The organism is Inquilinus sp. 2KB_23 (assembly GCF_052115705.1).
In the GTDB taxonomy this organism is placed as follows: domain Bacteria; phylum Pseudomonadota; class Alphaproteobacteria; order DSM-16000; family Inquilinaceae; genus Inquilinus; species Inquilinus ginsengisoli_A.
Genome location: NZ_JBFRHF010000037.1, coordinates 41,131 through 54,508 on the forward strand (window position 1 = coordinate 41,131; position 13,378 = coordinate 54,508).

The following is a 13,378-nucleotide window of genomic DNA, read 5'->3' on the forward strand; positions in this document are numbered from 1 at the left end:
CTAACCCCCTCCCGCTGGGGGAGGGGGGACTCGATTGTTTTGGCTGGGAGTTCTCTCTCAAAATCCCAAAAACTTAGTCCCCCCTCCCCTTGCGGGAGGGGGTTAGGGGGAGGGGGTTCGCGCCGCCAGAACCCACGCCAACCCTAGATGGCCACGCCCGAGCGCTATCCGGACACCAAGGACCGGCCCTGGCTTGACCCGCAGGCCAAGCCGATCGTCCGGATCGAGGGGCTGACCAAGACGTTCGCCGACTTCGTCGCGGTCGACGCCGTCGACCTCGAGATCCATCGCAAGGAGCTGTTCTGCCTGCTCGGCGGGTCGGGCTGCGGCAAGACCACGCTGCTGCGCATGCTCGCCGGCTTCGAGACGCCCAGCGCCGGCCGCATCCTGATCGACGGCCAGGACATGACCCGGGCGCCGCCCTATGAACGGCCGGTCAACATGATGTTCCAGTCCTACGCCCTGTTCCCGCATATGAGCGTGGAGAAGAACATCGGCTACGGGCTGAAGCACGAGGCGATGACCCCGGCCGAGCGCCGCGACCGGGTCGCCGAGATGCTGGAGCTGGTGCAGCTGCAGGGCTTCGGTCCGCGCAAGCCACACCAATTGTCCGGCGGCCAGCGCCAGCGCGTCGCCCTGGCCCGGGCGCTGGCGAAGAAGCCGAAACTTTTGCTGCTGGACGAGCCGCTGGCGGCGCTGGACAAGAAGCTGCGCGAGCAGACCCAGTTCGAGCTGATGACCATCCAGTACCAGGTCGGCGTCACCTTCATCGTGGTCACCCACGACCAGGAGGAGGCGATGGCGCTGTCGACCCGGATCGCGGTGATGAACCGCGGCCGGATCGTCCAGACCGGCACGCCGACCGACATCTACGAATACCCCAACTGCCGCTTCTCGGCCGATTTCATCGGCTCGATCAACCTGTTCGAGGGCAAGGTCGAGAACGTGGCCGACGGGCAGGTGACGGTCATGACCGAGGAGGTCGGGCCGCTGCAGGTCGCCCATGCCGGGCCGGTGTTGCCGGGCGCGCCGGTGTCGGTGGCGGTGCGGCCGGAGAAGATCGCGATCGGGCGCGAGCCGCCGCGCGACGCGCCGAACACCCTGCAGGGCACGGTGTTCGACCTCGGCTATTTCGGCGACCGCTCGCTGTTCCGGGTGCAGCTCGGCAACGGCAGGCTGGTGTCGGTCAGTCGCCAGAACGAGCGCCGCGGGCGGGAGGAGGACCGGCAGGTCGACTGGGACGACCGGGTCTGGCTGTCCTGGACTCCGGCCTCCGCCCTGCTGCTGACCGAATGACGGCGCTGTCCGACCCTGGGGGCGCGCGGCCGGTCGTACCGCTGTGGCGCCGGGCGCTGCGCCGGGTCGGCGACGCCTGGCGCGGCCTGATCATCGGCGTCCCCACGATCTGGCTGGCGCTGTTCTTCCTGGTGCCGTTCCTGATCGTGCTGAAGATCAGCCTGGCCGAGACCATCGTCGGCCGGCCGCCCTATTCGGCGCTGCTGGAATGGGGCGACGGGGCGTGGCCGACCATCACCGCCTCGCTGCACAACTTCGTGTTCCTGACCGAGGACTGGCTGTACCTCGAGGGCTATCTCAACTCGGTCAAGATCGCACTGATCTCCACCGCGCTGTGCCTGGTGTGCGGCTACCCGATTGCCTACGGCATCGCCCGGTCGTCGCCGGGGGCGCGCAACATCCTGCTGCTGTTCGTCATCCTGCCGTTCTGGACCTCGTTCCTGCTGCGCATCTACGCCTGGATGGGAATCCTGAACAAGCAGGGCATCCTCAACGGCTTCCTGGTGTGGAGCGGCATCCTCGACCAGCCGGTCGAGATGATGAACACCGACTTCGCGGTCTATCTCGGCATCGTCTACTCCTACCTGCCCTTCATGATCCTGCCGCTCTACGTCACGCTGGAGAAGCTGGACCAGAGCCTGGTCGAGGCGGCGATGGATCTGGGGTCGCGGCCGTGGCGGGTGTTCCTCGACGTCACCCTGCCGCTGTCGCTGCCCGGCATCGTCGCCGGGTCGCTCCTGGTGTTCATCCCGGCCACCGGCGAATACGTGATCCCGGCGCTGCTGGGGAACCCGTCCAGCCCGATGATCGGCCAGGTGCTGTTCAACGAGTTCTACTCCAACCGCGACTGGCCGGTGGCCTCGGCCGTGGCGGTGGTCCTGCTGCTGCTCCTGGTGCTGCCGATCCTGTGGTTCCAGAACCGCCAGGTGCGGGAGGGGGCGGCATGAACCGCGGCCGGTCCCGCTTCCTCACCGTCTGGCTGGTGGCCGGCTTCGTGTTCTTCTACGGGCCGATCGTCTCGATGATGGTGTTCTCGTTCAACCAGTCGCGGCTGGCCACGGTGTGGGGTGGCTTCTCGACCAAATGGTACGAGGGGCTGTGGGGCAACGACCAGATCATCGACGCCGCGCTGCTGAGCCTGCGGATCGCGGCGGTGTCGGCCACGGTCGCCACCATCCTCGGCACCCTGGCCGGCATCGCCCTGGCCCGCTTCGGCCGGTTCCGCGGCCGGCTGCTGCTGGCCGGCATGGTCACCGCGCCGCTGGTGATGCCCGAGGTCATCACCGGCCTGTCGCTGCTGCTGCTGTTCGTGGCGCTGGAGGACAGCTTCGGCTGGCCGTCCGGGCGCGGCGCCGGCACCATCACCATCGCCCACATCACCTTCGCCATGGCCTATGTCGCGGTGGTGGTGCAGTCGCGCCTGGCCGACATGGACGGGTCGATCGAGGAGGCCGCGGCCGATCTCGGCAGCCGGCCCTGGCAGGTGATGGTCGACATCACCCTGCCGCTGCTGGCGCCGGCCATGGTGTCGGGCTGGCTCTTGGCCTTCACCCTGTCGCTGGACGATCTGGTGATCGCCACCTTCACCTCGGGCCCCGGCGCCAACACCCTGCCGATGGTGATCTTCTCCAAGGTCCGGCTGGGGCTGACCCCCGACATCAACGCCCTGGCGACCATCATCATCCTGGTGGTGGCGAGCTTCGTCATCGCCAGCGCCGTGATCCTGAACCGGCGTGACGCCCGCAAGCTGCGCGAAAGCCGCGGCGCCTCCGCCGGACCTTAGCCGCGGTTCTGGCGGAGAAGCGCGGCGCTTTCCGGAATTGCCTGCAAAATGCCAGGGGAACAGTTTGTCCCTTCGTCCCGTTGGGCTTGGGATGTGGCGCCGAATCGCGTCGCACCATGAACTGGAGGACGTGACATGCGTTCCATTTCCAAGGTTGTCGCCCTCGCCGGTCTGTCGCTGCTGGCGGCCGCCTGCACGGTCAACAACACCCCGCCGGATCGGCCGACCACCGTCGTCACCCAGCCGGCTCCGTCCGTCGTCACCACGCCGGGCACCACCACCTACGTCACGCCGGCCCAGCGCACCACCGTGGTGACGCCGGCCTATTGAGGCGGTGCCGGCACGACGGATGCGGCGACAGCCGCCAGTGCGCCGGATGATCCGGCGCCCGCTTCCTGGTTCGCCGTGCCGGCCCCGCCCACCCCGGTGGAACGGCTCTGCCGTTCAACCCGGTGGAACGGCTCTGCCGTTCAACCCGGTGGAACGGCTCTGCCGTTCAACCTGAGGGAACGGCTTTCGCCGCCGTCCTGTTGGTCTCTGAGCGGTGCCGATTCATGCCGCCTTCCACCGAAACCGGAGGATTGACATGCGCTCCATGACCTTTGCCATCGCCCTGATCGGGCTTCCGCTCCTTGGGGCCTGCACGGTGAACAACCAGCCGCCGGACAAGCCGACGACGGTCGTGACCCAGCCGGCGCCGACCACCACCTATGTCGCCCCGGCGACGCGGACGGTGGTGACCCCGGCCTACTAAGGCCAAGCCCTGACGCGCCGGCACGGGCCGCCCGAAGACGGGTCGCCCGCGCCGCGCTTCACTGCGTGTGATGGGACTCGGCCAGGGCGTAGACCGGCGTCGGGATCCCGGCCTCCCTCGCCTTGATCTGCAGGGCCAGGGCCCGGGAGAACAGCCGCGAGGTGGAGAAGTTCCCGCCGTGGAACCACAGCGCCTTCTGCTGGGTCGGTTTCCACAGGTTCCTCAATTCCCCCTCCCATGGCCCGGGGTCGCCGCGCACGCCGGAGCCCAGGCCGTAGATCTTCCCGACCTTCTCCACCATCTCTGGCGGCAGCACCTGTGCCGCCCAGCCGCCCGCCGGCGAGAAGCCGGTGGCGTAGACGATGACGTCGGCCGGGATCTCGCTGCCGTCGCTCAGCACCACGCTGTGCGCGCGAATGGTCTCGATGTTGACGCCGCTCCGCACCTTGATGCTGCCATTGGCGATCAGCTCCGACGCCCCGACATCCATGTAGTAGCCGGATGCGCGGCGGTACAGCTGCGGGATGATGCCGGAATGGTCCTCGCCATCCGTCAGCAGGAAGCCCGCCTTTTCCAGCCTGGCGTAGAACGCGGCTTCCTGCTGCTGCAGCTTCGCCGTCAGCGGCACCTGCAGCTGCGCCTGCAGCCGGAAGGGGGTGGAGGCGAACAACAGGTCCGCCCGGTCCGGCGTCATGCCCTGCGCCACCGCCGCGTCGGAATACAGGCTGCCGATGGTCTGCATCAGCCAGGGCAGCCGGACGACGATGGTCGGGGTGCGCTGGATCATGGTGACGTCGGCCCCGGCCTCCCACAGCGCGGCGCAGATGTCATGGCCGGAGGTGTTGGCGCCGACCACGACGCAGCGCCGGCCCTTGTAGGCCGGGCCGCCGCGATGGGCGCTGGCATGGTGCTGCTCGCCCTTGAAATCCGCCGCGCCGGGGAACTTCGGGACGTTCGGCGGCCCGGACAGGCCGCTGGCGAAGACCAGCTGCTTGGGCCGCAGCGTCATGACGCGGCCGCCGCGGATGACCTCGACCCGCCATTCGTCGTGCTCCTCGTCGAACACCGCGCTGCGGCATTCGGTGCCGGTCCAGATGTCCAGCTCCATCAGCGCGGCATAGGCATCCAGCCACGCCGCCACCTGGTCCTTGGACCGGAACACCGGCCAGCCCGTGGGATAGGACAGGTACGGCATCTCGTCGAACAGCACCGGCGAATGCAGCATCAGCGCGTCATAGCGGTTGCGCCATGTGTCCGACGGCCGCTCCAGCCGGTCGATCAGCAGCGTCGGCACGCCGAGATGCTTGAGACGGGCACCCAGCGCCAGCCCGGCATGGCCGGCGCCGACGACCAGGCAGTAGGGCTGCCGGGTGGTGCCGATCTCCGCCTGCTCCTGCGCCTTCCGCACCGCAGGGGACGGGCGGCCCGCCTGGTAGGCCAGCGACACCCCCAGCGGGCGTCCAGTGCCGATCGCCTCCTCATGGCCCTTCAGCCCGGTCATCGCGGTCAGCAGGGTCCAGCAGCGGCCATCCCGCAGCCGGACGACGCCGCTGCCCCGCGCCACCGCCGTCTCGAACGTCACGGCGCCCTCGACCACGCCGTCGACCAGCCGGGCCGGACCATCCGCCTTCCAGGCGCTGGGGGCGGCGCCGGCGAGGCACGCCTCGAGCAGGCTGCGGATCGCATCCTGGCCATCCGCGGTGTGGATGTTCCAGGTGAAGGCGACGATGTCGCGCCAATAGGCGTCGGGCAGGAACAGGGCCATCGCCGCGGCGACATCGTTGCGGGACAGCGCACCGTCGAATTCCTGGAGCCAGCGTGCCAGCAGCTCGTCCGGCGAAACAGAAACCAACGTATCCATGGGACAACCGACCGTCTGATGTGAAGATCGTCCCTGGCTAGGCCCGCCGCGTTACCTTCTCATGTCCGCGCGGGTTACCGCTGCAACCCCCTCACAGCGCCATCCCGGGCATGTCCTGCCGGATCCAGCCCTGGAAGGCGCGCAGGTTGATCTCCTTCTCGCCCAGCACGCCGGCGCCATAGGCCGAGCCGGCGAGGCCCTGCTGCACCGACCGGATCAGTGCGGCATCTTCGTCATGCACCCGGTTGTTCACCCGCAGGTTCAGCCGCCGCGTCACCTGCATGGCGCGGCGGTCGTCCGGCCGGGCATAGGCCCGCCAGCGCAGGATCGAACGGCCGGGGCCGGCGGGCAGGATGTGGAAATAGTCCAGCATGTCGGGATACAGCTCCAGCGACACCGCCGGATACAGGAACAGATAGGTCCAGCGCCGCTGCAGCGCCTCCGGCAGATGCGGCACGTCGGGCAGGGCCCGGGCATAGGCGCGGGTCGACCAGCCGCCATCCGGGTCGCGGCGCAGCGCGTGGCTCAGCCGGATCGTCCGGGTCTCGTCATCCGGCTCGCGGTCATAGGCGCCGGACATCAGCCCGAACAGGCCGGGATGGCCGGTCGGGAAGTGGTAGTCCTCGAGGTAGTTGTCCCAGACGTTCTTCCAGTCGGCGTCGATCCCGCCGATCCAGTAGTCGGCGATCGGCACCATCTCCTCGATCCGGTGCGCCGCCAGCTCTGCGGCATAGGGGGCATAGCGCTCGGCCACCGACGGGCCGCCACCCCGGAAGCGCAGGAAGACGAAGCCGGCGAACACCTCGCTGTCCAGCGGCACCAGGCCGAGGCCCGAGGTCTCGATCTCCGGGAAGGTCTTGGCCGCCGCCACGGCGCGCAAGCGTCCGTCCCAGGCATAGCACCAGGCGTGGTAGGGGCAGCGGATCAGGCCGCTGCAATGGCCGTCGCGGCCTTCCAGCACGGCATGGGCGCGGTGGCGGCAGACATTGTGGAAGGCGCGGATGCCGCCATTCTCGCCGCGGATGACGAAGGCGCGCTCGCCCAGCGCCTCGAAGGTGACGTAGTCGCCGGGGTTCGGCAGCTCCGACACATGCGCGACGAGGTGCCAGGCCGGCCGGTGGATGCGCTCGATCTCGGCGGCGTGGAAATCGGGATCGGCATAGGTCCAGCCGGGCAAGGTGGCGGGCAGGGCGGAGGATGCGGGGGCATCATCCTCGGCCACCAGGCGCAGCCGGGCCGGGGCTGCGAATTCCGCCGGGAACAGGTTGGCGAGGTAGCGGCGGCAGGTGTCGGCGGCATCGTCCCAGTCGAAGGCCTCGTGCTGCACCAGCGCCTCCTGCGACAGGGCGTCGACCAGCCCGCACAGGCCCAGCGCCGCGGCGCGCAGCTCGATCCTTGCGCCGGTGCGCTCCGCCAGCTCCGCCATCAGCGCATGCACCGCGTCGTAGAAGGCGCGGTCGGAGGTGCCGACGATCGCCATGTAGTCGTCGCGCGCCCGGCTTTCGCCCCAGAAGGCGTACCACACCGCCAGCCGCTCCAGGCTGGCCACCTCGGGGTCGAAGCTGGCGCGGATCAGCGCCATCAGCGCCGCCTCCGGCGCCCGGCCGGCCGTCGCCACCGCGCTTTCGCACAGGGTGCGATAGGTCTCGGCCATGCGCGACAGCGTCGCCTGCAGCAGTTCCTGCTTCGACTTGAAGTGGAAATTGACCATGCCGGCGGTCAGGCCGGCCAGGCTGGCCACCTTGCTCAGCGTGATGTTGGACAGGCCGTGCTCGGCGATCGCCGTGATCGCGGCCTCGATCAGCTGTTCGCGCCGCGCATCCTGCGGCAACCGCGCCCGGACCCGGCTTTCCAGGACGTCATCCATCCCCGCCTCCCGACTGGCCGTTCGATCCTTATTGAATGATTATTTTATTGAATCGAATGACTGTTTGGCAAGGGCCTGCTCATTCGTCATTGCGAGCGCAGCGAAGCAATCCATGCCAGGCGGCGCCATGGATTGCTTCGTCGGCTTCGCCTCCTCGCAATGACGGCGAAGGGGTGAAGGCGGATCGGATCAGCCCGCCTGCATCCGCGCCGCCAGCGCCTGGTGGCTGCGGATCAAAGCGGGCAGGTCGAGGCCGGGGATGGCGCCCTGCCGCACCCGCCAGGCGCCGCCGACCATGACGTAGTCGGCCCGGTGGGCGCCGCACAGCACCAGCGCCGCCAGCGGGTCGCCATGGCCGGCGAAGCGCAGCTCGTCCAGCGCGAACAGGGCGAGATCGGCCTGCTGGCCCGGCGCGATGACACCGAGATCCGGCCGGCCGAGGCAGGCGGCGGATCCCGCGGTGGCCCAGCGCAGGGCGTCGCGATGGCTGATCGCGGTCACGCCGTAGTGGAGCCGCTGCAGCAGGAAGGCGGCGCGCACCTCCTGCATCAGGTTCGAGCCGTCATTGGAGGCGGAGCCGTCGACGCCGAGGCCGACGCTCATGCCCGCGCGCTCCATGCCGTGCACCGGGCAATGACCGGAGGCCAGCGTCTGGTTCGAGCAGGGGCAATGCGTCACCGCCGTGCCGGCCCGGGCCAGCCGGCCGATCTCGGACGGGTCGAAATGGATGCCGTGGGCCAGCCAGGTGCGGGGGCCCAGCCAGCCGCATTCCTCCAGATAGTCCAGCGGCCGGCAGCCGAATTTCTCCACGCAGAAGCGGTTCTCGTCCTCGGTCTCGGCCAGATGGGTGTGCAGCCGGACGTCGTGCCGCCCTGCCAGCTCGGCCGTGCGCCGCATCAGCGATCCGGTGACCGAGAAAGGCGAGCAGGGGGCCAGCGCGATCTGGATCATGGCGCCGTCGCCGGGCTGGTGGTGCGCCGCGATCAGCCTTTCGCTGTCGGCCAGGATTTCATCCTCGTCCTGCACCACGCTGTCCGGCGGCAGGCCGCCGTCGCGCACCGACAGGTTCATCGAACCGCGCGTCAGCATGGCGCGGAGGCCGAGCGACCGCGCCACCTCGACCTCGATGTCGATGGCGTGCTCCAGCCCGTCCGGGAACACGTAGTGGTGGTCCGAGGTGGTGGTGCAGCCGGACAGCAGCAGCTCCGCCATCGCCACGGTGACGGCGCTGCGCAGCGCCTCCGGGTCCAGCCGGGCCCAGACCGGGTACAGCGCCTGCAGCCAGGGGAACAGCTCGCGGTCCAGCGCCGCCGGCAGGGCCCGGGTCAGGGTCTGGTAGAAGTGGTGGTGGGTGTTGATCAGCCCGGGCAGGATGACATGGGCGCCGGCGTCGAACACGCTGTCGACCGGCGCGGCGGGCTCGCGCCCCGCCGGCACCAGCTCGGCGATGCGGCCGTCCTCGACCACCACGCCGCGCTCGGCGTCCTCCGCCAGGATCGCCAGCGGGTCCCTGATCCACAGCCGCATCGCACGCCTCCGATCCTGTCGGCGGGAAGCCTAGCACCGAACGGCGGAGGTGGGAGGGGCGGCGGATTTGAAGGAGCTTCAAACGGAGACGCACCCCCTTCGTCATTGCGAGGAGGCGAAGCCGACGAAGCAATCCATGGCGCCGCCTGGCATGGATTGCTTCGCTGCGCTCGCAATGACGATTCAGGAAGTCACGCCGCGTCCTGCTGCTGCGTTGCCGGGCCGGCGATCTCGAAATCGGCCTGGCGCTCCAGCACCTTGAGGATGGCGGAATGGTCCCAGGCGGCGCCCCCTTGGGCGACCGCGGCGTGCAGCAGCTGCTGGGTCGCCGCGGTGTTCGGCAGCGGCACGCCCAGCGCCCTGGCGCCGTCCAGCGCCAGGGCCAGGTCCTTCTGGTGCAGGGCGATGCGGAAGCCCGGCGCGAAGTTGCGCTGGATCATGCGCTCGCCATGCACCTCGAGGATGCGGGAGGCGGCGAAACCGCCCATCAGCGCCTGGCGCACCCGGGCCGGGTCGGCGCCGGCCTTGGCCGCGAACAGCAGGGCCTCGGCCACCGCCTCGATGGTCAAAGCGACGATGATCTGGTTGGCGACCTTGGTGGTCTGGCCGTCGCCGTTGCCGCCGACCAGGGTGACGTTCTTGCCCATCGCCTCGAACAGCGGCTTCACCCGGTCGAAGGCGGCCTGCGGCCCGCCGACCATGATGGTCAGGCTGGCGGCCTTGGCGCCGACTTCGCCGCCCGAGACCGGGGCATCGAGATAGTCGCAGCCCAGGGCGTTGATCCTTTCGGCGAAGCCCTTGGTCGCGATCGGCGAGATCGAGCTCATGTCGACCACGATCTTGCCCGGCGACAGGCCTTCGGCGACGCCGCCGGGGCCGAACAGCGCCGCCTCCACATGCGGCGTGTCGGGCACCATGGTGATGACGATGTCGGCCCGCCCGGCGGCTTCGGCGGCGGAGGACGCGGCGATGGCGCCCTTGGCCACCAGCTCCTCCGGCACGCCGGTGATGTCGTGCAGCACCAGGCTGTCCCCGGCGGCGATCAGGTGGCCGGCCATGGGGCGGCCCATGATGCCGAGACCGATGAAGGCGACGTTCATGGCGAACTCCTATCAGGAGAGGAAGTGGAGGCACCGAAGCCGCCTCCTTTCTCTTGTCATCCTCGGGCTTGACCCGAGGATCCAGGGACTGCCAAAGCCGTTCTGGGTGGCCCCTGGATTGCCGGGTCAAGCCCGGCAATGACAAACAGAGGGGGCTTGCCGGGGCCTCGGCTAAGCCGCGACGGTGGCCTTGGCTCTGTAAAGGTCGAACCAGCCGAGACCCGCCTCGGTGCCGGATTGCGGCACGTATTCGGCGCCGACCCAGCCGGCGTAGCCGAGCGCGTCGAGCAGGCGGAACAGGAAGGGATAGTGGATCTCGCCGGTGCCCGGCTCATGCCGGCCGGGGTTGTCCGCCACCTGGATGTGGCCAATGCGGGACAGCAGCGTCTGCAGTGTCGGGCCCAGGTCTCCCTCCATGATCTGCATGTGGTAGATGTCGTATTGCAGCTTGGTGTTCGGCGCGTCGACCGCATCCAGCACGTCGAGCGTCTGCTGCGACCCGCTGAGGAAGAAGCCCGGGATGTCGCGGGTGTTGATCGGCTCGACCAGCAGGTCGATGCCGGCCTCGCCCAAGGCCTTGGCGGCGAAGCGGAGATTGTCGACCAGCGTGTCGCCCAGCACCGTCTCGGCCACGCCGGCCGGCCGCTTGCCGGCCAGGCAGTTGATCTGGCGGCAGCCCAGTGCGGTGGCGTAGTCGATGGCCTGGCCGACGCCGTCCTGGAACTCGCCGCGGCGGTCGGGCAAGCAGGCGATGCCGCGCTCGCCCTTGGCCCAGTCGCCGGCCGGCAGGTTGTGCAGCACCTGGGTCAGGCCATGGCGCTGCAGCCGCTCGGCCAGCTCCTCCTTCGGGTAGGGGTAGGGGAACAAGTACTCGACCCCGGTGAAGCCGGCCTCCGCGGCCCGGCCGAAGCGGTCGAGGAAGGGATGCTCGTTGAACAGCATGGTGAGGTTGGCGGCGAAGCGCGGCATGGCGGCCTCCGGGCTCAGACGGTTTCCGGCTCGCGGGCCGGGGCGGGGGCGAGGTCGACGATCTCCTCGAACTCGGTGACCTTGTCGATCTCCGGCCCCATGGCGATGTTGGTCACCCGCTCGGTGATGATCTCCAGCACCACCGGCAGGCTGGCCTGGGTCGACCGGGTGCGGGCCCATTGCAGTGCCTCGGCGATCTCGGCGGGGTCGAACACCCGGCGGGCGATGCAGCCGAAGGCTTCCGCCGCCTTGACGTGGTCGACGCCGTAGTCGCCGATCTCCGGCGCGTTGATGTTCTGGAACGAGAGCTGGACCTCGTAATCCATGTTGTAGCCGCGCTCCGCCTGCCGGATCAGGCCGAGATAGGCGTTGTTCAGCACCACCAGCACGAAGGGGATGCGGTACTGCGCCGCCACCGCCAGCTCCTCGATCAGGAACTGCAGGGAATAGTCGCCGACGATGCCGACCACCTCGGCCGACGGGTCGGCCAGCTTGGCGCCGGTGCAGGCCGAGACTTCCCAGCCCAGGGGACCGGCCTGGCCGCAGATGATGTAGTTACGCGGCTTGTACACCTTCTGGAACTGGCCGGAGGCGATCTGGTACAGGCCGATCGCGGTGACGAAGCGGGTGTCGCGGCCGAAGGCGGCGTTGATCTCCTGGAACGCGCGCTGCGGCTTGATCGGCGTGTTGTCGAAATCGGTCCGGCGCAGCATGGTGCGCTTGCGCTCCTGCACCGCGCCGGCCCAGTTCTCGTGCTTCGGCAGCTTGCGGCCGCGGGCCTCGGCGATCAGCGCCTCCAGCGCCAGCCCGGCATCGGCAACGATGCCCAGGTCGGGGCAGAACACCCGGCCGATCTGGGTCGGCTCGATGTCGACATGGATGAATTTGCGGCCCTTGGTATAGACATCCGTCGATCCGGTGTGGCGGTTGGCCCAGCGGTTGCCGATGCCCAGCACCACGTCGCTCTGCAGGAAGGTGGCGTTGCCATAGCGGTGCTGGGTCTGCAGCCCGACCATGCCGGCGTTCAGCGGGTGGTCGTCCGGGATGGTGCCCCAGCCCATCAGGGTCGGCACCACCGGCACGCCCGTCAGCTCGGCGAACTCGACCAAGAGGTCGGAGGCCTCGGCGTTGATGATGCCGCCGCCGGCGACGATCAGCGGCTTCTCCGCCGCCAGCAGCATGTCGACGGCGCGGGCGATGGCGCTCGGGTTCGGCGCCGGGCGCGACACCGGCAGCGGCGCGTCGGTCTCGGGATCGTAGTCGATGATCTCCTTCTGCACGTCGATCGGCAGGTCGATCAGCACCGGTCCGGGACGGTCGGAGCGCATGATCTGGAAGGCGCGGCGGAACACCCAGGGCACCTGGGCGCCCTCCATCACCGTGATCGCCCATTTGGTCACCGGCCGGGCAATGGCGGCGATGTCGACCGCCTGGAAATCCTCCTTGTGCAGCTTGGCGCGCGGCGCCTGGCCGGTGATGCACAGGATCGGGATCGAATCCGCGATGGCGGAGTACAGGCCGGTGATCATGTTGGTGCCTGCGGGGCCGGAGGTGCCGATGCAGACGCCGATGGCGCCGGCCCGGGCCCGGGTGTAGCCCTCGGCGGCATGGGTGCCGCCCTCCTCGTGCCGCACCAGCACATGGCGGATGCCGCTGTCCTTCAGCGCCTCGTAGAAGGGCAGGATCGCGGCGCCGGGCACGCCGAACGCCACCTCCACGCCCTCGCTGCGCAACACATGCACCGCCGCTTCCATCGCCGTCATCTTGGGCATCGCGCCCTCCCGTTCAAAGGTTCCGGGGCGATGGTGGCAAGCGGGGCGGGCCGGGGCCAGCGAAGGCCTGAGATATTCCAGGGCGTGAAAAGCGGGCGCCGAGACGGCGGTTTTTCACCTGATGAAATGAAAGGGCAGGCCTTCTTTCACCTTGTCATGCCACGGCTTGACCGTGGCATCCAGGGGCGGCCAGAGCCGCTCTTGAAAGCCCCTGGATCCTCGGGTCAAGCCCACGAGTGTCCGGTTGAGTTTTGTGGACAAGGTGCATGGCGTTGATTCTGCTGGATCTCGAACGTCTGGCAACGTTTCGGGACAGCAAAGGGCAACGCCATGCAGCACAAGAATAGCGTGTTCCACGATCTTCTGAAGCACGTTCCTTGGGCCGGCTTCGAGGGGCTGGTCGAGCAGCATGGCGCCGATTTCCGGGTGCGCAGCTTGCCGAGCAAGAC

Annotated in this window: 11 protein-coding genes and 1 pseudogene; 6 read left to right on the forward strand and 6 right to left on the reverse strand. The window is 69.1% G+C overall.

Translation table 11 applies throughout. The annotated features are described in order from the left end of the window. Positions 1–147: 147 nt before the first annotated feature. The 5 genes from AB4112_RS33210 to AB4112_RS33230 all read left to right on the forward strand — a co-directional run bounded on the left by AB4112_RS33210 (position 148) and on the right by AB4112_RS33230 (position 3,833). The gene (locus tag AB4112_RS33210; RefSeq protein WP_309793692.1) at positions 148–1,296 is read left to right on the forward strand and encodes an ABC transporter ATP-binding protein; all 1,149 of its coding nucleotides are present in this window, start codon (positions 148–150) and stop codon (positions 1,294–1,296) included. Then, entirely contained in the window at positions 1,293–2,243 is a 951-nt protein-coding gene (locus tag AB4112_RS33215; protein ID WP_309793693.1) for an ABC transporter permease subunit, read from the forward strand. Before AB4112_RS33210 ends, AB4112_RS33215 begins: the two co-directional genes overlap by 4 nt. Then, positions 2,240–3,079, forward strand: a complete 840-nt coding sequence (locus AB4112_RS33220) for an ABC transporter permease subunit (RefSeq protein ID WP_309793694.1) — start codon at positions 2,240–2,242, stop codon at positions 3,077–3,079. The genes AB4112_RS33215 and AB4112_RS33220 overlap by 4 nt, the downstream gene beginning before the upstream one ends. Positions 3,080–3,214: 135 nt before the next feature. After that, positions 3,215–3,409, forward strand: coding sequence for a hypothetical protein (locus tag AB4112_RS33225; RefSeq protein ID WP_309793695.1), 195 nt, complete (start codon positions 3,215–3,217; stop codon positions 3,407–3,409). 256 nt (positions 3,410–3,665) lie between these two features. Next, positions 3,666–3,833, forward strand: a complete 168-nt coding sequence (locus AB4112_RS33230; protein ID WP_309793696.1) for a hypothetical protein — start codon at positions 3,666–3,668, stop codon at positions 3,831–3,833. Positions 3,834–3,891: 58 nt separating this feature from the next. Here the strand turns inward: AB4112_RS33230 and AB4112_RS33235 are convergent, their stop codons facing one another. The 6 genes from AB4112_RS33235 to gcl all read right to left on the reverse strand — a co-directional run bounded on the left by AB4112_RS33235 (position 3,892) and on the right by gcl (position 12,929). Beyond that, positions 3,892–5,694, reverse strand: a complete 1,803-nt coding sequence (locus tag AB4112_RS33235; RefSeq protein ID WP_309793697.1) for an NAD(P)/FAD-dependent oxidoreductase — start codon at positions 5,692–5,694, stop codon at positions 3,892–3,894. Between the two features lie 91 nt (positions 5,695–5,785). Further along, a complete protein-coding gene (locus tag AB4112_RS33240) occupies positions 5,786–7,561 on the reverse strand; it encodes an SRPBCC family protein (protein ID WP_441726277.1) in 1,776 nt (591 codons plus the stop codon). Between the two features lie 189 nt (positions 7,562–7,750). After that, positions 7,751–9,088, reverse strand: a complete 1,338-nt coding sequence (locus AB4112_RS33245; RefSeq protein WP_441726280.1) for an 8-oxoguanine deaminase — start codon at positions 9,086–9,088, stop codon at positions 7,751–7,753. A gap of 191 nt (positions 9,089–9,279) precedes the next feature. Continuing rightward, the gene (locus AB4112_RS33250; RefSeq protein ID WP_309793700.1) at positions 9,280–10,188 is read right to left on the reverse strand and encodes a 2-hydroxy-3-oxopropionate reductase; all 909 of its coding nucleotides are present in this window, start codon (positions 10,186–10,188) and stop codon (positions 9,280–9,282) included. Between the two features lie 171 nt (positions 10,189–10,359). Further along, on the reverse strand, positions 10,360–11,157 hold the full coding sequence (hyi, locus tag AB4112_RS33255; RefSeq protein WP_309793701.1) for a hydroxypyruvate isomerase: 798 nt from the start codon (positions 11,155–11,157) through the stop codon (positions 10,360–10,362). Positions 11,158–11,171: 14 nt separating this feature from the next. After that, the gene (gcl, locus tag AB4112_RS33260; protein ID WP_441726285.1) at positions 11,172–12,929 is read right to left on the reverse strand and encodes a glyoxylate carboligase; all 1,758 of its coding nucleotides are present in this window, start codon (positions 12,927–12,929) and stop codon (positions 11,172–11,174) included. Between the two features lie 330 nt (positions 12,930–13,259). Here gcl and AB4112_RS33265 point away from each other — a divergent pair. Next, positions 13,260–13,378, forward strand: a pseudogene (locus tag AB4112_RS33265) (IS4 family transposase); the annotation flags it as partial.

Excerpts from the sequence above, each read along its gene's own strand:
- AB4112_RS33240 (WP_441726277.1), bottom strand. The coding sequence starts at position 7,561 with ATGGATGACGTCCTGGAAAGCCGGGTCCGGGCGCGGTTGCCGCAGGAT.
- AB4112_RS33250 (WP_309793700.1), bottom strand. The coding sequence starts at position 10,188 with ATGAACGTCGCCTTCATCGGTCTCGGCATCATGGGCCGCCCCATGGCC.
- gcl (WP_441726285.1), bottom strand. The coding sequence starts at position 12,929 with ATGCCCAAGATGACGGCGATGGAAGCGGCGGTGCATGTGTTGCGCAGC.
- AB4112_RS33245 (WP_441726280.1), bottom strand. The coding sequence starts at position 9,088 with ATGCGGCTGTGGATCAGGGACCCGCTGGCGATCCTGGCGGAGGACGCC.
- hyi (WP_309793701.1), bottom strand. The coding sequence starts at position 11,157 with ATGCCGCGCTTCGCCGCCAACCTCACCATGCTGTTCAACGAGCATCCC.
- AB4112_RS33210 (WP_309793692.1), top strand. The coding sequence starts at position 148 with ATGGCCACGCCCGAGCGCTATCCGGACACCAAGGACCGGCCCTGGCTT.
- AB4112_RS33230 (WP_309793696.1), top strand. The coding sequence starts at position 3,666 with ATGCGCTCCATGACCTTTGCCATCGCCCTGATCGGGCTTCCGCTCCTT.
- AB4112_RS33225 (WP_309793695.1), top strand. The coding sequence starts at position 3,215 with ATGCGTTCCATTTCCAAGGTTGTCGCCCTCGCCGGTCTGTCGCTGCTG.
- AB4112_RS33220 (WP_309793694.1), top strand. The coding sequence starts at position 2,240 with ATGAACCGCGGCCGGTCCCGCTTCCTCACCGTCTGGCTGGTGGCCGGC.
- AB4112_RS33235 (WP_309793697.1), bottom strand. The coding sequence starts at position 5,694 with ATGGATACGTTGGTTTCTGTTTCGCCGGACGAGCTGCTGGCACGCTGG.
- AB4112_RS33215 (WP_309793693.1), top strand. The coding sequence starts at position 1,293 with ATGACGGCGCTGTCCGACCCTGGGGGCGCGCGGCCGGTCGTACCGCTG.